The organism is Pantoea phytobeneficialis (assembly GCF_009728735.1).
Taxonomy (GTDB): Bacteria; Pseudomonadota; Gammaproteobacteria; order Enterobacterales; family Enterobacteriaceae; genus Pantoea; species Pantoea phytobeneficialis.
The window spans coordinates 639,686-660,237 of record NZ_CP024636.1 but is presented as its reverse complement, the minus strand read 5'-3'; the positions used below and the strand labels follow the sequence as shown (position 1 = coordinate 660,237).

Here is a 20,552-nt window from a genome sequence, read left to right as displayed (position 1 = left end):
GGATTGGGTAGAGGTAATTTGCCACTTTGCTGGCCCTGTAAAAAGCGCCACAATCATGATTATTGTTAGATCCACGCGAGCACGGCATGAACGACTTCGACCTCAGCACCCTGCTAACGGCACCGCTGGCAAACCATCACCCTTTGACGCTACAGCAGCAGTTGTTCCAGCGTATCCGGCAGGCGATTCTGGCTGGCAAACTCCCCGCAGGCACCCGACTGCCCGCCACGCGCCAGTTGGCACTTGAACTTCAGGTTTCGCGTAATACGGTGATCGCCGTCTGGACACAGCTACAGGCAGAAGGTTTTCTGGTGAGCGATCGCCAGGGTAGCCGCGTCACGCCGGTTGCACAGCTCCCCGCCCCTGCTGCTATGGCAGAACATGACAGCGAGCCACGGCTGGCAACTCGCGTGGCCCAGTTAAATTCATCACACCGTCCGTTCAGTCAGGAAATGGCGCTGAGGCCAGGCGTGCCAGCGCTGTCGCACTTTCCACTCGCCCAGTGGCGACGCGCATTTAATCGCGTGATGCAACATCAGCCCCACCAGTTGCTGGGCTATGGCGATCCGCTTGGGGAAGGTGCATTACGTGAAGCCTTGGCCCAACATCTTGCTCTGGCACGCGGGGTACGCTGCACCCCGGAGCAAATTGTCATCACCGAAGGCGCACAACAGGCGCTGTCATTATGTGTGTTGCTCCTCAGCAATCCGGGTGACATCGGTTGGGTGGAAGAACCGGGCTATCGCGGGGCGAAAGCCGCGATGCGCACAGGAGACCTGCACATCGAGCCTATCGCTGTAGACACTCACGGGCTGGCACCGCAGCCGCAAGACTGGCAACAACGTCCACCAAGGTTGATTTACACCACACCGACCCATCAGTATCCCACTGGCGTGGTGATGAGTGCGCCACGCCGTCTGGCGTTACTGGCGGCGGCGCGGGAGCATCAGGCGTGGATTATTGAAGATGACTACGACAGTGATTTTCGTTACAGCGGCGAACCCATCGCGGCAATGCAGGGGATGGCGCAGCACGCCCCGGTGATTTACGTGGGTTCATTCAGCAAAACCCTGTTTCCTGCATTGCGTCTGGGTTTTATGGTGTTGCCGCCCCAGTTGTTACCGCGTCTGCGCCCGGCACTGCATGAAGTGCTGCGCGGCGGTAATCGCCTGGAGCAGCAGGCGCTGGCGGCTTTTCTCCGCAATGGCGATTTCAGTCGTCATCTGAGCAAAATGCGTCGCCTGTACCGACAACGTCAGACCGCATTGCGCAACGCACTCATCCAACAATTGGGTGAAAAGGTTTCATTGCTCGGTGGGGAATGTGGCATGCATTTGGTATTACAGCTCCCACCCGCAATACAGGATATCGCGTTGGCAGACCAACTGATTCAGTCAGGTTGCGCGCCCGGCGCACTGTCAGGGTTTTATCTGGGAGAGCACAAACAACAAGGACTGGTGCTGGGATACGGTAATACCAGCACCAGTCAAATCAGCAATGCGGTGGCGCAGTTGGCGCGCCTGATTAATCGCTAACCTTTAAAGAAGATGTCACCGGATTTCGCCATCACGATTTTACCGGTGTCATTGGTGATCAGGATGTAGTTAGCGTTGATATATGCCCAATGGGTATCTTCCTGCGGTGCTGGCAGGTGACGCGGCTGCCATTCGCTAATGATGTAGGATTTACCGCGATACTCATCCGGCACCACATCGCCGACTTTATATTCTTTGTAATCAATCACGATAGTGGTGAGATCGTAGTTGTTCGGTGCGACAGGCTGTGCGGCGTTATCCTGCGGTTGCGCCGGGGTTGCCACTACCGGTGCCTGGGCCTGTGCGTCTGGCGCGGTTTGCTCAACCTGCGGCGGCGGTGGCACGTTATCAGTTTGCTCGCCTTCGGCCAGCGCGGCGGGCGTCAGGGTTAACGAGCCCAGAAAAAGTCCTGCAGAAAGAAGTACGGCGTGAGTCCTGCGCATGGTGATGTCCACTCTGGTTAATTATTCAATGTTCAATTTACTGACAATTGCGGCACGCAGAAGGTTCCCCGGTGCGCTTTGCACCGCGTCCTGCGCGTCAAATTTCGCCGGACAGCATACAACAGCCGCCACGCAATTCTGCAAGGCTTAATTGCAAGCAACCGTGTTACTGCCGCACCCAATCCCTCAATAACGCAATGCCAAGGTAATTACTCCAGTTAAACGCATTTTGCAGCACCACGATGGCATTGCCGTTGGCCTGATCAAACCCGATAAAGCTGGAGTAACCGCCAATATAGCCTACCTGCCAGGTAATGCGCTGATCGCCGTAGCTGTCGGTAACCCAGGCAATATTTTGTGACTGATTTCCGTGCTGCTGATAGCCCTGCCCGACCTGGGCAAAAGCCTGATTAATGGCCTCATCAGGCGTGGCGCTGAGATGCGCACCGAGATAGCGGATGAGATCCCGCGCGTTGCTGTACAGGCTCGCCGCGGCCACCATATTGTGACGAAATTGCCAGTCAGGTGTCAGTTGACCTCGCGGAATCAACTTTGGCTGATCGCCAGCATGGCCCAGTGCACGGTAAGGGAAATTGCGTAGATGAGAGGCAGCAAAGCTGGTGCTGGTCATGCCCAGTGGAATAAATAAATGATGTTGGGCCAGGACTTCGATGCTCTGATGAAAGTGATATTGCAGGATATAGCCAAGCAGGGCGTAACCCAGGTTGGAATATTGTGCCTGTGGATTGCCTGGTGCACGGAAATCCGCCAGATAGTCCAGCACCTCATCGCTATCTAAATTGCCGTAAAAATTCTCGCCGCTGGAGAGGTAGCGCATGAATTTGATAAACATCGACAAATCCATGTCCTGACGTGGCAGGCCTGAGGTGTGCGTCACCAGTTGTAGCAAGGTTATGCGCCTGGCATCAGCGCTGAGTGGCACAGACGTGGGCAGCAACGTCGCCAGGGTATCCGTCCAGTGCAGCTCGCCACGATTGACTAACTGGATAATCACCTCTGCGGTGATCCCTTTGCTCAGCGATCCCAGGGCAAACAAGGTATCCGGTGTGATGGGATAACGATGCACAGCATCAGTGACGCCATAGCTGTAAAACTGGGGTTCACCACGCTGATGAATAATGGCGATGCTGATGCCGGAGACCTGCTTTTGCTGCATGTAATGCCGCACCATGTCATCGACATTATCCTCGAATGACGCATGCGAAAGGTAAATATTGTCACTGACCGGGGCCGATGTCTGCGAGAGCGTGCCACAGCTACTGAGCAAAAAAACCGCCGTTGCTACCGTTAACAGACGCAAGCAACAGGTGACGATGCCATGTTGCATCACAAAACCCCGGATGTCAGAAAGGAACCACAGCTGATTTAAGTTAAATCAATAAATTAGAACAAAACAGACCGTGAAATATCCGGCGAAATATAACACAGATAGAGGGGAACACCACCCGTCAGATACAGGTGGTGGCAGGAATTATTGGTGCACCGGGATCACCGAACCTTTGTACTGCTGGTTAATAAATTCAGCAGTTTGCTTTGACTCAAGATCTTTCGCCAGTTCCAGAATACGTGGGTCGTGTGCCAGCTTCGGTGTTGTTACCAACACATTGGCATACGGGTTGTCTTTCGCCTGCTCCAGTCCCAGCGCATCCTTTGACGGTACCAGACCTGCCTGCAACGCATAGTTACCGTTAATAATCGCCAGCGTGGCATCATCCAGCGCGCGAGGCAGTTGCGGTGCTTCGATTTCAATAATTTTCAACTGATGTGGGTTATCGCTGATATCCGCAGTGGTGACCAACGAACCGGCACTGCCACTTTTCAGTTTGATTAACCCGTTAGCCTGCAACAGATACAACGCACGACTCAAATTGGTCACGTTATTGGGTACCGCTACCTGCGCCCCCTGAGGCACATCTTTCAAGGATTTGATTTTGTGCGAATAAATCCCCAATGGCTCGATATGGACCGTTGCCACCACGGCGAACTTCTCGCCCAGCGCCTTTTCCTGGTCACGCAGGTACGGCACATGTTGGAAATAGTTAGCATCAACATCCCCCCGCGCCAGCAGCTCGTTGGCATTCAGGTTGCCGTTCAGTTCAATCACCTGCAAATCGAGCTTTTTATCGGTTTGCTTGATTTGATTGAGAATTTCGCTGTGCGGTACCGGATCGGCAGCCACACGCAGTGCGGCCGCGGAAGCGTAACTGCTCGCCAGAGAAAATAAAGCCAGTGCTGCTATCACTTTTTTGTCCATGAGTTTCCCTTTTCTTATGATTTAACGGTATTGAGTGCATCGGTGTAATAACGCAGAGCCACGTCACGATGGGATCGCAAACGTCCTTTCAGGTAATTCCAGCCAACGTCACGAATCAGTGGATTTGCCGGATCGCTGGTTGGCCCGGCCGCCTCTGCCGCCAGTGATGCCGGCAATTGATAGAGCGGCACTTGTGCGTCCAGTTGCGCGCCAAGAAAAAAGGCGATGGAAATGCGTTCTTTACGTGCCGGGGGAGAAACCACACGATGCACGGTGGCACGTAAATAGCCATTGGTCGCCAGCTCCAACAATTCGCCAATATTCACCACGAAAGCACCAGGTTTCGGTAACGCATCAACCCAATTGCCCGGCGTGACCTCTACCTGCAATCCCCGCTGTTCGTCCTGCAACAAAAAGGTGAGAAAGCCGGAATCCTTATGCGCCCCGACACCCTGCTGGCTCTCATGTGCCGCCTGGCCAGGGTAGCGAATCAGCTTCACATGTTCGTTTGGATGGGTGCCGTAGAGGGCATCGAAGGCATTAGCAGGCAGAGACAGCGAGCGGGCAAATGCACGCAGCAGACGCAGCGCCACACCGGTCATCTCCTGCTGCCATGCATGGATCACCGGACGCAACTGCGGCAATGCCTCCGGCCACAGATTGGGTCCCTGCAATCGCTTCCATGCCGGATCGCCAGGTTGTAGCGTTAACGCGACACGCTCGGCACCGATATCAAACTGTTCACGCTGGTCACGTTGCTCGCGGGTATATTCCACCCCGGCACGGTTGTAACCGCGAAAATGGGGTGAATGGATCATCGACACCCGTTGTTTTTCCGCCTCTGGCAGGGCGAAGAAAGCGCGGGTGATGCTCTGCACATTTTGCAGCAGCTGCGCATTGACGCCGTGATTCACCAGGTAAAAGAAACCGACATCGCGTGCCGTTTCGCGTAACTCAGTGAGATGTTCTGCCTGCGCAGCGCCGGGTAACTCCAGCAGCCCTAAGTCCAGTACCGGCAAAGTGCCAACACTCATGATATTTGCGTCCTTAATGCAGCAAGTTCAGTGTTTACGCTGACATTGGTCGCGAATCAGAGCCAATAATGTTGCGAAATATGTTATGGGAAATGATTTTTAGGAAAGGTTCAGCAATGGATAGCTGAAAAGTGGCAATTGATGGCTGAATCCCTCCGCTTCCCGCTATAATCGCGCGTTATCGACGTCGGGCAACGTGCCCGTCAATGAGCAGCGATCGCAGGAGATACCGTATGAACCACGGCCCGTTAACCGAAAAAGAGCTGAACTGGCTTGAAGAGATGCTGGAGAAATACGGCACTGAGCACTCCGTGGTGGATGTTGCTGAACTGGATGGCATGCTGACTGCGCTGCTTTCCGGCCCCAATGATATCGAGCCAAGCGCATGGCTGGTGGCGATGTGGGGCGGCCAGAAATACATTCCGAAGTGGTCGAGCGAACGTGAAATGGATCGCTTTATGACCCTGACCTTCCAGCATATGAACGATATCGCCGAGCGCCTGAGCGAGTTCCCGGACCAGTTTGATCCGCTGTTCGGCACTCGTGAGATGGAAGGTCAGGAGTTTACCGTGGTGGAAGAGTGGTGCTTTGGCTATATGCGCGGCGTGGCACAGGATGACTGGTCAGCCCTGCCGGAAGCCCAGCAACCGGCACTCGACGCCATTGCCTTACACGGCAGCGAAGAAAATTTTGCCCAACTGGACGGCTTCACCCCGGAACAGTTTGAAGCCAGTATCGCAGCGATTCGACCGGCGGCCTTGCAGCTACATGATTACTGGCAGGAGCAGCGCCTGTCACAGCCTGAACCAGCCCCCCAGGTGCCCTATTTTGCCGGTGAGAAGATTGGACGTAACGATCCCTGTCCGTGCGGCAGTGGCAAAAAATATAAGCAGTGCTGCATGAAATAATACCTGGCGTCGCGGCGCGATTTATCGCGCATCAGGCAAAACCATCTCATCGCGCTGGCTTCACATTGGTCACCAGCGTGGGCAATTGCCAGGGGCCACCTGCCCGGATAGCACGACACATGCCCGTGGTGGCCTCGCTGGTTTGCTGGAAGTCTTTGCCATCCCACACCCATGCGGCAGTACTCCAGCAATCACCGATGCCCCGCCCCTTCTGCGCCAGCGAAATCACGCCGTCGTGGTAGTCAGAGGCGGAATCGGTAATCAGTTCGGGTTTTTGCTGTAATCGCTTGTCCATCAACCAAAAGCCATAGCCTTCGTTGTAGGCACCGCGCCAGCACAGTGCGGAGATCAGCACATGCGTTTTATCCACGGGCGTCAGGGTGATTGGCTCAGCCCCCTCTTCTGGCTGGTCATCGGACGGTTGCAAATTATCGCAGCTGTCATCATCGGTAAGAGACTCAATCAATTGCGGTTTAACCGATGACAACTCCTGGGCAGTGAGCGCGCGCGGCTGGGCTTGCATCACTTTAACCTGCTGAATGACTGGCGCAGCAACCGCGACCAACACGCTACTTTCCGGCTTATCGCCTTTTCTGACCAGCGCCCCTGGCGTGCCGGGACGCCCCTGCGCATCATCCATTTTTAGCAAGGTCGCAAAGGCGCCATTATCCGACAGTTCAAACGGTTCTTCACCACCACGAAACTCGACCGTGCCATTGCCTTTCACTGCGCGGATCACCGCCTGTGTCTGGGCCTCCGTTAAACGCCATTCGTCGTTATCGGCTTTCTGCAACTCACCCAGTGAGTTGTCATCGATCCATAACGACAGCATCGCCACGGGTTTCGGCTCATCCTCCATTGCATCTGCCAGCACTACCTCGCCACTTACCGGGGTATTTGCCCCGGCCTGGCGTGTCAGCAGTACCGAACCACCCGCCCCCTCTTCGGTGCTGTAGCCTGCCGCCCGACAGGTCAGGGTGTTATCACACGCCAGCTCCCAGTCTTTATGGCTGAAGGAAATACCGCTGTCATCAGCCAACAGCGGCGCGGCCATGCTGGCAAACAGCGCGATCGCCAGCAGGTTTCGGGATGTCATACCATCTCTCCATAATGATAAAGGTGGATAGTGTGCGCAGTTTTTCAGGCCGGGAGAAGTGAATTTTTAGCGATATAAGATGGGTCCAATCATAGCCATGAGAACGACTTCGAATTTCCGACTAAATCCGCAGAAAATTAAGCAACGTTGCTAATCATTGAACAAGTATCATTCAACGCAGTAGTATGTCCAAAACTGCGTACTTTTCCATAAGGACTGCAACTTAACATGGACAGCCATAACTCAAATTCCGCAACGCACCAGGCCATTCATATTCTCGAGTATTGGCACAAAATTGAATTCTTCGAATCGACAGATATTAAAGATCTTGAAGATAATGCCGATGGCGTGTTGCAAATTGAGATGGAAGCCCTGCAATCGCTGACTATCCTCCCGTGGATCAATCCTGAGCAAGTGAGGCGGGCTGGCCACCGCTACTCTCCCACTAAAAAATATCGCTATGAGCTTTTTTTCGGTATTTTTGATCGTCAGGAAATATTCCAACAAGCACAGCAATCCTTTCCGACAATCAGCGATATTGATGTTGAAAAGATTGGCGATGACGGGCGTACTTGCTCGATAAAATGTGTGGTTGATCCGCATGGCGTTATAGACAGCGATAGCTTTGAATTTTCTACCGTGACCTGGGCATTAGGACAATTAAAAAAAGGCAGCCTGGATAATCTGCGGTTTGAAAACTATGAACTGAGCACGAAAAAACTTCACGACCGCTTTAAAAGTATTATTACCGTTGCGAATAATATTAAGCAGCAACACAACTTACCTAAAGTTCTGACGACCTTTGAGATTATCGAGTTTTTGCAGGCAATGGCCGAGTGGACATCTTTCCAGCCGCAAATCCAGGTTCCTGCATTATTTATTAAATTAAGAGAAGTGAGGAATCAGCAACAACCTGGGGAAACAATCGATCCCCGACGCCTACCGGAACTGAGCCAAATAACGCAACAAGCCCTGATAACTGGCAGTCATCATGCCTTATCCGCAGCAGATCGCTCAGGTGACATCAGCATTCTGAACAGTTTTTATCTGCGTGATATTGAGCAGGCGATGACATATATCCGCCAGCATGGGCTGGATGCGGCCTCACCTCTGGGTCGCTATCTGACGGGAGATCGCCAGCGAAAAGCGGATTTGCTGTTACCGGAAGGGCGAGCGCTGCTGGTTGATCATCTCCGGTTAAATAAACTGCCTCCCGGACGCTGGTTGTCCGATGCTCAACACAATATGAGTCTGATGCAGCAATTTGCCATTAATACGCTTGCAGATGAACTGACGGAGACCGGGCTTTTTTCCGTTAATGGGCCGCCGGGCACCGGGAAAACCACTTTATTACGTGATGTGATTGCCAATAATCTGGTGAAACGCGCTGGCATGCTGGCGAATCTCCACCAGGTTGAAGATGCCTTTTCCTGTAGCATCCCGTTAAGAGTAAATAATGAAACCCGCATGATTCCCTGCCTGCGTGATGAACTTACCGGCTTCGAGATGGTGGTGGTTTCAAGTAACAATACCGCGGTAGAAAATATCTCACGCGAGTTGCCACAAATTAAAAGCCTCGGCGATGACTGGAAAGAGGTTGATTATTTAAAACCCTCAGCACGTAAAGTTGCAGCAACCTCGCGCCATCTCACTCCAGGCGAAAAGCAACAAGGCAAAACATTTGCCATTGATCCGCTGTCAGCGGAAGAAGATTGCTGGGGACTTATCGCGGTCGCGTTGGGGAAACAGAAAAATCGCGAACAATTTAAGGAGCGGGCTTTTACTCAGAGCCATAAATCCGCCATTGCCCCGGCGCCAGCAGATGAATATCGCAATCTTTTCTCTGCCATCAATGGTGCCAATATAACAACCTTCGCAGAAGCGAAGCTCGCCTTTAAGCATGCCGAAAAGCACTATCAGGATATTTTGCGCGATCTTCAGTTGCTTGAAACACAAAATGATCGGCGCAACGCCCACCAGCAACAGCTGCGCAAGCGGGAAAAATTAAACCTGCGTCTTTACCAACTTCAGGCCGTCATCGCTAAACGCGCTTTACGTATTCCTGGCTGGTGGACATTACGTATTGAAAAAATTTGTCGGGAAAAAGCCATTTGTGCGGGATTACATCGTCGCCTGGTCGCCACGCAGGCAACGCTAAATCTTGAAGAACAACGGGCAAAACAGCTGCTTGCAGAACTGGAAGCCGCGCAGCAGCATTGCGACGAGCTAGAGCGGCAGTACCCGGATGTGATGTTTGCTGGCGCGGATACCGATATCGAAGCGGAACAGGTGCAGCGCAGCGCGTTTGGTCAGGGTGCAGTGTTAAATGCCGCGCGCAGCCAGCTGATGGCATGCGCACTGGACCTGCATCAGGCCTGGCTGAAAGCGTCTTACCGTAAGTGCAATTTAAAAGAGGTTTTGTTCTCGTTAAGTGATGCAATCAATGGCAGCATCACCGATCGACGAGCAAGCCTGGCGCTCTGGCAGCTGTTATTTATGATTGTGCCGGTGGTGTCATCTACCTTTGCTTCGGTCCATCGACAGTTTAAACATTTCAGCTTTGCAGAGATTGGCTGGCTATTTATTGATGAAGCAGGACAGGCTACGCCACAACAGGCTGCTGGTGCGCTGTGGCGAGCCAGACGGGCCGTGGTGGTTGGCGATCCACTGCAAATCGAGCCCGTGTTTACTATCCCGCCGGCATTTGTCGAAACCCTCGCCGAACGCGCCTTTGGTGCTGAATGGCTAGAATGGTCGCCAACCACCCAATCGGTGCAAAATCTGGCTGACCGCGTCAACCCTTATGGTACTGCGCAAATCGCGAAGAATAACTGGCTTGGCAGCCCGTTACGTGTCCATCGACGTTGCGATGAACCGATGTTTAGCATTGCGAATACCATTGCGTATAACAACAAAATGCTGCATGGCCGCGATCAACGCTGGCCCAGGGACAGTAGCGTTTGGGGAGCCAGTCGCTGGCTGGACATTGGCGGCGAGGTTCAGGGAAAACACTATGTGCCTGCCCAGGGACAGCGGGTGCTGCAAATGGTGACATCATGGTTAGACGCTCATGACAATCTGCCGGATGTGTATGTCATTTCGCCTTTCCGCCAGGTCAAAAACCAATTGAAGTCGTTGCTCCGTACCGAACTTGGTCACGTAGAAGGGATTAAACGCTGGTTAGATGACCGGGTGGGAACGGTACATACCTTCCAGGGGAAAGAAGAGAAAAATGTGATTATCGTGCTCGGACTGGATACCCGTACCCGGGGAGCCGCTAAATGGGCTTCCGCCAAACCTAACCTGCTTAATGTCGCGGTGACCCGCGCACAAAAACGCGTCTATATCATTGGCAGCAAAAACATTTGGGCGAGCTGTCCCGGATTTCAGGTTGCCGACGAGAAATTAGGCGCAATGGCAGCCAAAAATCCGCCAGTGTACGAAGTTACACTGCGGCCATAATCTGTTGCCTTAACCACTGATGGGCCGGATCGCGCTGCATACGTTCGTGCCACATCATTAAAATATCAAACCCCGGCACATCAAGCGGCGGCTCGATAACCTGCAATTGCGTTGAGCGGCGTACCAGCCGCTCCGGCAGCACCGCGACCATGTCGCTGCTCGCCAGCACCTCCAGCATAAAAAGAAAATGTGGCACCGATAACACCACGCGCCGCGCGCGTCCGATCCTGGCCAGCGCGCTGTCGGTAGCGGCGCTGAATCCACCACCGTCCGGCGAGACGATGAGATGTTCCAGCTGACAGAACGTATCCAGCGTCAGGCCCGGATGTAAATGCGGATGACCAATACGTCCGGCCAGCATGTAACGCTCACTGAACAATTTGCGCTGATGCAACGTCTCAGGCGCGCGATCGCCAGTATGGAAAATCAAATCCAGTTCGGCTTTCTCCAGTTGCTGCGCCACCAGCGGCGGATTAAGACCAAACACCGCCACACGGCAATCCGGTGCTGCGACCCGCAACGTCCCGATCACCGGCAGCATGATCGCCGAGGACATGTAATCGGTGGCGGCGATACGCCAGGTCAGGTTTGCCTTATCAGGTTCAAAAGCCTGCGGAGGGGCAATCGCCCGTTGCAGCGACTCCAGCGCCAGCCGTAGCGGCTCGCGCAGCGCTTCCGCCCGTGACGTCGGCAACATACCACGCGGTCCAGGCAGCAACAGCGGATCGTTAAAGATGCTGCGCAGCCGCGCCAGTTGCGCACTCACCGAGGGTTGCGACAGATTGAGGCGCTGTGCCGCTCGCGTCACATTCAGTTCGGCCAGCAGCACATCGAGTGTGAGGAGTAGATTTAAATCCAGCGCTCCGATATTCACCGTGTCTATACCTGAGATATCAGTAATTGATTTCTACTATATCCAGCCATGACGTAGCCTGCATCCACTTTGTTCTCACAGGATTACACCATGAATGTATTGATTGTCTTCGCTCACCCGGAAGCCCATTCACTGAACGGATCGTTAAAAGATTTCAGTGTACAGCAGCTAAAAAACGCCGGGCATCAGGTGCAGGTGTCAGATCTCTATGCCATGAACTGGAAAGCGCAACTGGATGCTGCGGATACGCAGGCTCCGCTGGTGGGCGAGTATTTTCACGCTTCGCTGGATTCCCGGTTCGCCTATGAACATCAGCAACAGGCGGCGGATATCACCGCAGAACAGGAAAAATTGCGCTGGGCCGATGCGGTGATTTTCCAGTTCCCACTGTGGTGGTTCTCCATGCCCGCCATCATGAAAGGCTGGTTTGACCGCGTCTATGCCTGTGGCTTCGCTTATGGCGTGGGTGAACATAACGAAAGCCGCTGGGGAGAACGCTACGGTGAAGGTAACCTGGCGGGTAAACGGGCGATGCTGGTGGTCACCACTGGCGGCTGGGAATCACATTACAGCCCGCGTGGCATCAATGGTCCCATCGACGATCTGTTGTTCCCCATCCAGCATGGCATGTTGTTCTATCCGGGCTTTAGCGTGCTGCCACCGGTGGTGTTGTATCAGGTGCAGAAAGCGGCGGACGCGCGTTTCGCCAGCTGGTGCGATACGCTGGCTACCCGACTGGATACCTTAGCGACCTGCGAACCGATTGCGTTTCGGCGGCAAAATGGTGGTGATTATGTCATCCCGGCGCTGACGCTCAGGGAGGACATTGCGCCAGGGCAAAGCGGCTTTGGCGTGCATCAGAAACGCTAATTATTCATACAACCAGCGCCCGGCCTTAGCCGATTCAATCAACATACCCAACGTGAAATCCGGCACCACCGGTACCTGGCGTTTGTTGAAAGGATTGAGGATCGCGCCCAGCGATGGTTCAGGAGGATAGTAGGCCGCGATAGAAAAGGTACCGCGCGCCACGTTGAACTCGGAGAAAAACTCCTCCATCAGCGCGGCCGCTTCATCGGCGTCAAAATTGAGATCGCTATCGATATCAATCTGCGGCGACAGCGTTTTTTGCTTAAACAGATAAACGCCATCATAACGACGGACAAGTTCATAGATGCGCTGCTCGATATCACCTGACATATCGTCTCTCTCTTGCACGATTCTGATGGGTCGGGCGGCTATTCTGCCACGATATGGGCGCGCTGTGTCGAGAAACTCCCGCCAGCAAACGCTGTCGGGAGTTTCTGCTATTTCAATGGCAGATAGATGTCAGTGATCAGTTGGTGTTCCGGCACATCGTGAATAAAGTTCTGATAATGAAAGAACAGTGGAAAATCTCGCAGCTCCTCACCGTTGGCTGGCAGCCAGTCGCTATAAAGCCTGCGCGCGCTTGCGGCAATGGCATCGTGCGAACCATGATGACGCAACAGCGCACAGCGACCGGCGGGGATAAGCGCATTGACCACACCAAACGCATTGTCTTCCGGGATTGGGGCTGTTATCGAGCCGCAGATATCAAAGCTGAATATCTCTGCGGGGGTGCTGGCCGGGTCATGGTGGGCAATGCCAAATGTCTGGCTGCTGACAATCGGTGATAAGCCGGTGGTTTTGCGCCAGGTGATAAAACGCGCCGCCGTCTCCATAATGCGTTCGGGCTGGCCGTAATGTGACAACATCGCCACCTGGGTGGCGGGAAAATTGATGATAGTGACCGGCATCGTTTCTCTCCGTTTGGTCTGTAACTGCGGCATACGCTGGTGCCAACTGACCCAGGCGGGCTGCTGACGAAATTCACTCGGCGTCATCGCAAAAATCTGCTTGAACGCACGACTGAACGACTCCGCATGCTGAAAGCCTGCATCCAGCGCAATATCGATAATCTTCTCGGACGGATTGAATGCCAGCCGGTATGACGCACGTTTCAGACGCATCAACTGAATGTAGCGCCCCGGCGCGACACCGCAGTAACCGGTAAATTGCCGGTGGAAATGGTAGGGCGAAAAATGGGCGACTTCGCTCAGTTGTTCCAGCAGCAGCGGATCGTCAAGGTGTTGATCGATATAATCAAACACCTTGTTAAAGCGCTGATGGTAAACCTCAGTTTTGTTGACGGGCATGGCATTCTCCTTGCCATTAACTATGCCTGAGCGGTGGCGCGTTTGGCCTGACGGATCTTGCTGAGTTTGGCTAGCACCCGGCGGCGATATAATCCCCGTTGGCGCTGACCGGGATAACGGTGAGGAACAGCACGGTGGCAAAAAGGATGATAATCACACCGCCCGCGATCCGTACCGCCGGAATCAACCAGCGATAGTTTTCGTTGTCACGACTGAAGAAGGTCACGGTACGATGGCGCGCATAACGCACCGCCAGCGACAACCCCAGGATGGACAGTGCCGTCCCCAATGACATCGTCATCACAGCGGCGATCCCCCAACTGACAATCCCCAGCGTATTGGAAAACAGCAGAATCATAATCGCACCGCTGCATGGCCGCGCACCAATCGCCAGCACCACGCCGAGGCGGGTTTTCCAGTCTGCGTGGGTTAAATCCGCGCCGACACCGTGATGCCCACAACCGCATTGTTCCGGGTGCTGATGCAGCGGTTTGATCGTACTGATGGCTATTTTTCGTGGTCGCTGCTGGTACAACGTCTGCCAGATAACAAACGCACCAAACGCGCCAATCAGCAGCGCGCTGACTTTTTCCACATACCAACGGCTGGTACTGAGATCGCCAGCCGCCAGGTTAAAACCGACTGCCAGGATATAGACAAACAAAATGGCACAGATGCCCTGCATCAGGCTGCCAAGAAACGGCACCACGCGCGCCGCCAGCTGGCTTTCTTTGTTGGTGCTGAGATAGGTGGTGACGATAAATTTGCCATGCCCCGGCCCGATAGCGTGCAGTACGCCGTAAATAAATGCGCCGCCTAACAACCATATCCCACCGGTGTAGTCGTGGCTGTTGAGTTGCAGCAGGTACGTCACCAGCCTGCGGTGCAGCGAGATTTGCGTGGCGAGACTCCATTGCAGGAATGCGGGCCAGTGGGTGTAGAGCGTGGTGGTGATCAGCAGCAATGTCAGGGTGAGGAGTGCTGCGATGGGGATGCGCCAGTCACGGGTGAGGGAGCGAGTTAGCATGCGGTGGCCTGGGTGGTGGGTTTAGGGGATATGGTGGGAATGCTAGTGGGTGTTTGGGGGGAATGCTACGACATTCGGTTGAATGGATTTCAGACACAAAAAAAGCCGCTCTTAAGCGACTTAATTTCTTCATCATGGTGCGAAGGCCGGACTCGAAACTACATTTAACTCGTTAATTTTAAACAAAAAATAAATTAACAAATATTATTATGCCCCTTTTTGTGCCCCCAAATGATTTTGCATATAAGGCTGAGACTACTCGATAAAGTTGCTTTTTAACCTACCTCATAGACGCCCTAACTAATAGCCAGTTTGGTTCCGTATGACGGCACCGAACCCAACATCCAGCGATGTTGGCATTCTCGTTTTCATTTAACACTTTCCGAAATAGGGTCTGTCGAAAAAGTCATATAGGTTTTTAATCCAGAAGGACGTTTCACGCCGCGCGGATCAGACAGGAAAGGAATGCGCAAATGCGGTGATCTGGAAATTTTTACGGTCCATCTGACATCATCTATGAACTGAAAATGAACACTCTCTTTATCTGCGGAGGCATTTTCAAATGTACCCGAAGCGTATTCTCCGCCAAGATGGGCAATCTCAATAACGCACTGCTCACGGCTTATCAGGGTAATTGTCAGCGATTCTTCGAACAGAACGTCATCGGTGGTAAAGATCAAATAGCGATCCTCATCAACCCTGAAAGCCGCTTCCAGTAGCTTTCCGGGCACCACTATGCCGGATGGTTTACCGTCAAAATAAACCTCTGAACGCGCCTGCGAAAACTCGGTTTGCCCGGAAAGTTCGACCAGGGATAATGTGCTGAGCTGTTGCATGATTACCTCCAAAAATATCCCATTTCCCATGCAGCAAGTGCACCACCGATAAATCCACCGATGAGAACACAAACAGGTGCTCCCGGACCACACACCAGCCCCGCCACCATGCCTCCTGCGGCTCCACCTGCAATACCAGCACCATTGATAGCCAGCTGGCGTCCAGTTTCTGCGACCTTATTATCAGAGGTATAAATTTCGTAGAGGGACACGGCAATTGAAAGGACCACAAGCCCCTTCCCTATCCGGGAGAGCTTGAGCATTCTCAGATTAACCTGTGGATTTGATTTACCCGCAGATTCAACAATGCTGGCATAGACCTGATTTTTCTGAGCCTGGGAAAGCGTATTGAAATTAGTACGTGGCCCGAACAGGGAAATGGCTTTCTTAGCCACTAATTCATTGAGCGTTTTCCCCGAAGACTTCATCTGCTGAGCCATGGCCCGTCCGAGCGGGGTACTACGCGTTCTGACCAGATCCATGATCAGATTGCGTGTTTCCTGCGCCTGCTGCGCTGCCTGTTCCCAGCTAATAAGACCAATGTTTGCTCTTGAGCGGAGATCTTCAGCCATCTCTTTAATGCGTTTCGAATACTCCAGACGCAAACGGGGATCAATTAGCAGGCGTGCAGCGGCTGCTGATATGTCTCCCTGAAGCGCATTCACGGCAGATTCAAACTGCTCACGTCCCTGGCTGTTTACTGAGTTTAAAAGGGAAGTATCCATTTTCGGTTCCTTATCTCATGCCTGGAAAGACTCTAGCAAAACATAGGGAAAATAAAAAAAGAAGTATTAAAAATAGTTAGTAATTAACCCAGAAAAATCGGCAGCCTGTTGCAATCAAGCAGGAGAAGACAGGGAAATTTCACGAGGTCACTATTACTCCGGCTATGCATTCTATTGTGGTGGCGCCGGGAAGAAGCCAAAGACTGCCCTTAATTAGGATCATACATATTCAGCATGTCCGATCTGAGGATGAAGGGTCAGTAAGTTTCACAAAACGCGGTTTTGACTTAGTACGGAAGGTCCAGACGCCATGCAGGTTCCAAGATGTGGGGGCCATACTCCACGCAAAAGCAAGGGTCGGATCTTATTCGAGAACGTCACACCACTGGAACACATCACAAAACTGTCGGTGCAAGCAAACCAGGCCTAAACACTGTTCTATACCGGGTTAACGCAGGAGACTGCTGACACAGTATCAAAAGAGCTTTCTCTCAGGGGAGGAATGGTAAAGATGAAAAAACGTACAGCAACAGTTTTAACTGTATTGTCCCTGCTTGCTTCCCTATCATTGGCGTCACACGCAGGCCGCATCAAGACGCAACTCACTAACCAAGAGTAGATAGCCAACGGCAAAACGCTTTGCCAATATGAGAATTCCATTTACTCATTCAGCTATGTCACACAAAGCAAGTATTCTCCCCTCTTTGTTAAAATCTTCGACATAGAGGACTCAGACTAATGGAGAAAGTTGCCCCACTTGTCAGTGTGATGAACCGTTACGTTCACGCTATACCTTTTTCCCCTAGCCATTTGTAGTAATATTGTCCCCTTGTGACGCGTTTCTGATTCTTGGGATCAACTTTGATGAAAAAGAACAAAACGCAGTTTTGATTTTTTAGCGACTGAGTGGAAATACGATGCGTCTTTTGGAATTGGCTGAACAGAATAGAAAAGAAGCGAATAAGCTACTCAACCCAAAGACCAAATCAGCACTAGGCCAATTTATGACTCCAGGCCCGATTTGTCTGTTCATGGCAAGTCTGTTCGACAACATCGAAAGTGACGTTAAGTTACTTGATCCTGGATGTGGAGTGGGATCACTTTCGGCTGCATTCGTAGATCGAGCTTTGTCCTTGGGAGTTGAAAAAATAGAGCTCGATGTCTATGACATTGAAGAGGTGATGCTGCCATTTTTGGATAAAACACTAAAATCATGTGCAAATGAGTTTGGGGAAAAATTTTCACATAAAATCAACACCAAGGACTACATAATTGAAACAAGCCTGCGCATAAAAAACCTTTTCGACCCGGAAGAGATTGAAACGTACAGTCATGTAATCATGAATCCCCCATACAAAAAAATTCTATCCTCCAGCCCTCACAGAATCTCCATGAGCAACGCAGGAATAGAAACCGTCAATTTATATTCGGGGTTTGTTGCTTTAGCGTTAAAACAGTTGAAATCAGGTGGGGAATTAGTAGCAATCATTCCTCGTTCTTTCTGTAATGGCCCGTACTATCAACCTTTCCGGGAACAATTACTTTCTGAAACATCCATCAAGAAAATTCACATTTTTGACTCTCGAAAGACTGCTTTTGCAGAAGATGAGGTTCTTCAAGAAAATATTATCATTCACTGCATCAAAGGTGTATCTCAAGGCGAAGTTACGATCACCTCAAGTCCAACATCTGATTTTCATCTTGATGAAGAAACCGGGCAAATAACAGCTACCGACATGACACAGCGTCAGGTTTCGATCGACAAAATAGTAAACTCTACGGATAAACAGAAGTTCATACATATCGCAGCAAGCCCGCGTGAACAGGACATTGTTGAAAGATTGTCCCCATTCACATCAACATTAGACGATCTAAAAATTCAGGTCAGTACAGGACCTGTCGTTAACTTTCGACTTCGAGACGACTTGCGCGAAACTTTAGATGCAGAATCCGTTCCGCTTCTTTTCCCTCAGCATTTAAACGGGAAAGTTCATTGGCCCCTCGACGGAAAAAAGCCAAATGCTATAAGGGTTTCAGATTCATCACGCCCATGGCTTTGGAAAAATGAGGGCTACTTTCTGATCATTAAAAGATTTAGCAGTAAAGAAGAAAAACGTCGAATCGTAGCAACTTTGTATGACTCATCTCTTCCAGGTGATTTAATCGGTTTTGAAAATAAAACCAATGTATTTCATATTAAAAAAGTTGGTATGGACGCAGATCTTGCCCGTGGGCTTTATGTTTATTTGAACTGCACTTTGTTGGACAAATATTATCGCCAATTTGGTGGGCACACTCAAATAAATGCCTCAGACCTAAGGTCGATCCACTATCCGCCACTGGAAATTTTGCGGAAAATAGGCAGTGAGTTAGACAGTGAAGTACTTAGTCAGAACCAAATAGATGAAATAATAAATAGGGAATTAGATCTGATGACAGAAGGAAAAACGACTGATCCACTAAAAGCTCAAGAAAAAATTGAACAATCTCTTGAGATATTACGTTTGTTGGGGATGCCACGCCCTCAGATAAATGAACGTTCAGCACTGACCTTACTCGCGCTTCTTGACCTTCACCCTGATGGATGTTGGTCAAAAATACAACGGCCAATGATAGGTGTCACTCCGATCATGGATTGGTGTAGGGACGTATACGGTAAAGAATATGCCCCTAATACTCGTGAAACATTCCGCCGACAAACACTCCATCAATTTTGTGATGGTGGAGTTGCTTTATACAACCCTGATGAACCCAACCGGGCGGTTAATTCTCCCAAAGCCTGCTACCAAATAGCACCTGAATTGCATTCCGTGCTGCTAACGTATGGTACTCCTGAATGGGATGAGTCACTCAAAGGGCATATGGGAAACATATCCACCTTGGTTGAACAGTATGCAATGGCAAGAAAAATGGAAATGATCCCTTTGAAGCTGAACGACGGAACGGATCTCACCTTAAGCCCTGGTGCCCACAGTCAGTTAATCAAGGATATCATTGTTGAGTTTGGTCCTCGCTTCGCCCCAGAAGCCGAAGTGATATATATCGGCGACACTGGAGCGAAAGAAGATCATTTCCGCAAGGAACGGCTTGCTGAGCTGGGAGTAACAGTTAACCGCAAAGGAAAACTGCCAGATGTTGTTCTCTATTGGGAAGAACGTAATTGGTTACTGCTAATCGAGTCAGTCACCTCTCATGGACCAGTTGACGGAAAACGCCATGGTGAATTAGCAAAATTATTTGCGAATGCAAAACCCGGATTGGTTTATGTTACGGCGTTTCCTGACCGTAAAGTAATGGCTAAATACCTTATGGATCTATCGTGGGAAACAGAAGTTTGGGTTGCAGATGCACCTACTCATATGATCCATCTGAATGGTGATCGATTCCTCGGTCCACATACTTGAAGTAAAAAGAGCAAGAATTGATGGAACCTAGCACTGGCTCCATTTTTTTAAATTTGCAAATTGCAATGCGTCCAATCACAGCAGTGCAAAATAGTATGGCAGGAGAAGGGGCATGCCAGCCCCTTTGTATTTAGCTGAACTCAGATAAATTTCCTAGCCTCTGCGACCATTGTCAACTCCACCGCCTCGGCCTTCTTCTATTCCAGCCAGACTTCCCATTCAGATGTTGCCAGAAACCTACGAGCGTGGTTCTTACGGTTGTCGCGTTTAGTTACAAGGGCAGCTACAAGTCCGCACAACACCTGCGCCTTCAGCAGCACCTCAGCAGACTGACGGAGAGCGCATAATGGCCCTGAACGCACCAGTGCCTATGAAGCCCCGTTGTGAAGCACACCTGGTATCAGTGCCGGAATCTGGAATGCTCCTGCACGTTCATTGCGCTGGAGAGCGTTGAGCGGATAGATTAGCCCCTTAGATCACCAGACACTTCGCCTCTCTTAAAATAAGAGGTAGTCTTGGAACTATGTTTAACACCAGTCAGAATAATAAGATGGTTGAAGTGTTATCAGGACCTGAGCGACGTCGGCGTCGTACTCCGCAGGAAAAAATTGCCATTATTCAGCAGACTATGGAACCGGGCATGACCGTGTCTCACGTCGCACGACTGCACGGTATCAATGCTAATCAGATCTTCAAGTGGCGCAGGCAATATGAAGACGGCTCACTGACCGCCGTGACCTCAGGCGGAGAAGTCGT

At 51.5% G+C, this 20,552-nt stretch carries 17 protein-coding genes and 1 pseudogene; 7 read left to right on the top strand and 11 right to left on the bottom strand.

What is annotated here, in order from left to right; translation table 11 throughout:
* The first annotated feature begins 86 nt into the window (after window positions 1-86).
* A complete protein-coding gene (gene pdxR / locus CTZ24_RS02935) occupies window positions 87-1,535 on the top strand; it encodes a MocR-like pyridoxine biosynthesis transcription factor PdxR (protein WP_208724736.1) in 1,449 nt (482 codons plus the stop codon).
* Here pdxR and CTZ24_RS02930 read toward each other — a convergent pair.
* The 4 genes from CTZ24_RS02930 to CTZ24_RS02915 all read right to left on the bottom strand — a co-directional run bounded on the left by CTZ24_RS02930 (window position 1,532) and on the right by CTZ24_RS02915 (window position 5,287).
* Window positions 1,532-1,978 carry an RcnB family protein gene (locus tag CTZ24_RS02930; protein WP_036627485.1) on the bottom strand — a complete coding sequence of 149 codons (447 nt, stop codon included), beginning with the start codon at window positions 1,976-1,978 and terminating at the stop codon, window positions 1,532-1,534. The two genes, pdxR and CTZ24_RS02930, sit on opposite strands and share 4 nt — an antisense overlap.
* A gap of 166 nt (window positions 1,979-2,144) precedes the next feature.
* Window positions 2,145-3,326 (bottom strand): serine hydrolase domain-containing protein, encoded by a 1,182-nt coding sequence (locus CTZ24_RS02925; RefSeq protein ID WP_208724735.1) that lies wholly within the window; start codon window positions 3,324-3,326, stop codon window positions 2,145-2,147.
* 144 nt (window positions 3,327-3,470) lie between these two features.
* Complete coding sequence (locus CTZ24_RS02920) at window positions 3,471-4,253, bottom strand: MetQ/NlpA family ABC transporter substrate-binding protein (protein WP_021185790.1); 783 nt, start codon at window positions 4,251-4,253, stop codon at window positions 3,471-3,473.
* Between the two features lie 14 nt (window positions 4,254-4,267).
* Window positions 4,268-5,287, bottom strand: coding sequence for an isopenicillin N synthase family dioxygenase (locus tag CTZ24_RS02915; protein ID WP_208724734.1), 1,020 nt, complete (start codon window positions 5,285-5,287; stop codon window positions 4,268-4,270).
* A gap of 233 nt (window positions 5,288-5,520) precedes the next feature.
* Between CTZ24_RS02915 and CTZ24_RS02910 the strand changes: the two genes are divergently transcribed.
* Complete coding sequence (locus CTZ24_RS02910; protein ID WP_208724733.1) at window positions 5,521-6,195, top strand: YecA/YgfB family protein; 675 nt, start codon at window positions 5,521-5,523, stop codon at window positions 6,193-6,195.
* A gap of 46 nt (window positions 6,196-6,241) precedes the next feature.
* Here CTZ24_RS02910 and CTZ24_RS02905 read toward each other — a convergent pair whose 3' ends face one another.
* Window positions 6,242-7,291 (bottom strand): DUF1176 domain-containing protein, encoded by a 1,050-nt coding sequence (locus CTZ24_RS02905; RefSeq protein ID WP_208724732.1) that lies wholly within the window; start codon window positions 7,289-7,291, stop codon window positions 6,242-6,244.
* A 228-nt stretch (window positions 7,292-7,519) separates the two neighbouring features.
* Between CTZ24_RS02905 and CTZ24_RS02900 the strand changes: the two genes are divergently transcribed.
* Window positions 7,520-10,753, top strand: coding sequence for a DEAD/DEAH box helicase (locus tag CTZ24_RS02900; protein WP_208724731.1), 3,234 nt, complete (start codon window positions 7,520-7,522; stop codon window positions 10,751-10,753).
* Here CTZ24_RS02900 and CTZ24_RS02895 read toward each other — a convergent pair.
* Complete coding sequence (locus tag CTZ24_RS02895) at window positions 10,737-11,627, bottom strand: LysR family transcriptional regulator (protein ID WP_208724730.1); 891 nt, start codon at window positions 11,625-11,627, stop codon at window positions 10,737-10,739. The two genes, CTZ24_RS02900 and CTZ24_RS02895, sit on opposite strands and share 17 nt — an antisense overlap.
* A 90-nt stretch (window positions 11,628-11,717) precedes the next feature.
* Between CTZ24_RS02895 and CTZ24_RS02890 the strand changes: the two genes are divergently transcribed.
* On the top strand, window positions 11,718-12,497 hold the full coding sequence (locus tag CTZ24_RS02890) for an NAD(P)H-dependent oxidoreductase (protein ID WP_208724729.1): 780 nt from the start codon (window positions 11,718-11,720) through the stop codon (window positions 12,495-12,497).
* Here CTZ24_RS02890 and CTZ24_RS02885 read toward each other — a convergent pair whose 3' ends face one another.
* From CTZ24_RS02885 to CTZ24_RS02865, 5 genes are all read right to left on the bottom strand, one after another.
* Entirely contained in the window at window positions 12,498-12,827 is a 330-nt protein-coding gene (locus tag CTZ24_RS02885) for a DUF1493 family protein (RefSeq protein ID WP_208724728.1), read from the bottom strand. It lies immediately after the preceding gene.
* Between the two features lie 107 nt (window positions 12,828-12,934).
* Complete coding sequence (locus CTZ24_RS02880; RefSeq protein ID WP_208724727.1) at window positions 12,935-13,804, bottom strand: AraC family transcriptional regulator; 870 nt, start codon at window positions 13,802-13,804, stop codon at window positions 12,935-12,937.
* A 70-nt stretch (window positions 13,805-13,874) separates the two neighbouring features.
* Window positions 13,875-14,831, bottom strand: coding sequence for a nickel/cobalt transporter (locus CTZ24_RS02875; protein ID WP_208724726.1), 957 nt, complete (start codon window positions 14,829-14,831; stop codon window positions 13,875-13,877).
* A 368-nt stretch (window positions 14,832-15,199) separates the two neighbouring features.
* Window positions 15,200-15,667 carry a hypothetical protein gene (locus CTZ24_RS02870; RefSeq protein WP_208724725.1) on the bottom strand — a complete coding sequence of 156 codons (468 nt, stop codon included), beginning with the start codon at window positions 15,665-15,667 and terminating at the stop codon, window positions 15,200-15,202.
* Between the two features lie 2 nt (window positions 15,668-15,669).
* The gene (locus CTZ24_RS02865) at window positions 15,670-16,392 is read right to left on the bottom strand and encodes a hypothetical protein (RefSeq protein ID WP_208724724.1); all 723 of its coding nucleotides are present in this window, start codon (window positions 16,390-16,392) and stop codon (window positions 15,670-15,672) included.
* Window positions 16,393-17,309: 917 nt separating this feature from the next.
* On the opposite strand from CTZ24_RS02865, the gene CTZ24_RS02860 reads away from it, so the two are divergent.
* The 3 genes and pseudogenes from CTZ24_RS02860 to CTZ24_RS26675 form a co-directional block, all read left to right on the top strand.
* Window positions 17,310-19,796, top strand: coding sequence for a BsuBI/PstI family type II restriction endonuclease (locus tag CTZ24_RS02860; RefSeq protein WP_244634017.1), 2,487 nt, complete (start codon window positions 17,310-17,312; stop codon window positions 19,794-19,796).
* Window positions 19,797-20,153: 357 nt separating this feature from the next.
* A pseudogene (locus tag CTZ24_RS02855) lies at window positions 20,154-20,257 on the top strand (ogr/Delta-like zinc finger family protein); the annotation flags it as partial.
* 89 nt (window positions 20,258-20,346) lie between these two features.
* Window positions 20,347-20,552, top strand: a 206-nt coding sequence (locus CTZ24_RS26675) for a transposase (protein WP_208723780.1), incomplete at its 3' end; no start/stop codon positions are given.

Bases quoted from the DNA above. Each gene is read 5' to 3' on its own strand.
- pdxR (WP_208724736.1), top strand. From the start codon at position 87: ATGAACGACTTCGACCTCAGCACCCTGCTAACGGCACCGCTGGCAAAC.
- CTZ24_RS02930 (WP_036627485.1), bottom strand. From the start codon at position 1,978: ATGCGCAGGACTCACGCCGTACTTCTTTCTGCAGGACTTTTTCTGGGC.
- CTZ24_RS02925 (WP_208724735.1), bottom strand. From the start codon at position 3,326: ATGCAACATGGCATCGTCACCTGTTGCTTGCGTCTGTTAACGGTAGCA.
- CTZ24_RS02920 (WP_021185790.1), bottom strand. From the start codon at position 4,253: ATGGACAAAAAAGTGATAGCAGCACTGGCTTTATTTTCTCTGGCGAGC.
- CTZ24_RS02915 (WP_208724734.1), bottom strand. From the start codon at position 5,287: ATGAGTGTTGGCACTTTGCCGGTACTGGACTTAGGGCTGCTGGAGTTA.
- CTZ24_RS02910 (WP_208724733.1), top strand. From the start codon at position 5,521: ATGAACCACGGCCCGTTAACCGAAAAAGAGCTGAACTGGCTTGAAGAG.
- CTZ24_RS02905 (WP_208724732.1), bottom strand. From the start codon at position 7,291: ATGACATCCCGAAACCTGCTGGCGATCGCGCTGTTTGCCAGCATGGCC.
- CTZ24_RS02900 (WP_208724731.1), top strand. From the start codon at position 7,520: ATGGACAGCCATAACTCAAATTCCGCAACGCACCAGGCCATTCATATT.
- CTZ24_RS02890 (WP_208724729.1), top strand. From the start codon at position 11,718: ATGAATGTATTGATTGTCTTCGCTCACCCGGAAGCCCATTCACTGAAC.
- CTZ24_RS02885 (WP_208724728.1), bottom strand. From the start codon at position 12,827: ATGTCAGGTGATATCGAGCAGCGCATCTATGAACTTGTCCGTCGTTAT.
- CTZ24_RS02880 (WP_208724727.1), bottom strand. From the start codon at position 13,804: ATGCCCGTCAACAAAACTGAGGTTTACCATCAGCGCTTTAACAAGGTG.
- CTZ24_RS02875 (WP_208724726.1), bottom strand. From the start codon at position 14,831: ATGCTAACTCGCTCCCTCACCCGTGACTGGCGCATCCCCATCGCAGCA.
- CTZ24_RS02870 (WP_208724725.1), bottom strand. From the start codon at position 15,667: ATGCAACAGCTCAGCACATTATCCCTGGTCGAACTTTCCGGGCAAACC.
- CTZ24_RS02865 (WP_208724724.1), bottom strand. From the start codon at position 16,392: ATGGATACTTCCCTTTTAAACTCAGTAAACAGCCAGGGACGTGAGCAG.
- CTZ24_RS02860 (WP_244634017.1), top strand. From the start codon at position 17,310: ATGCGTCTTTTGGAATTGGCTGAACAGAATAGAAAAGAAGCGAATAAG.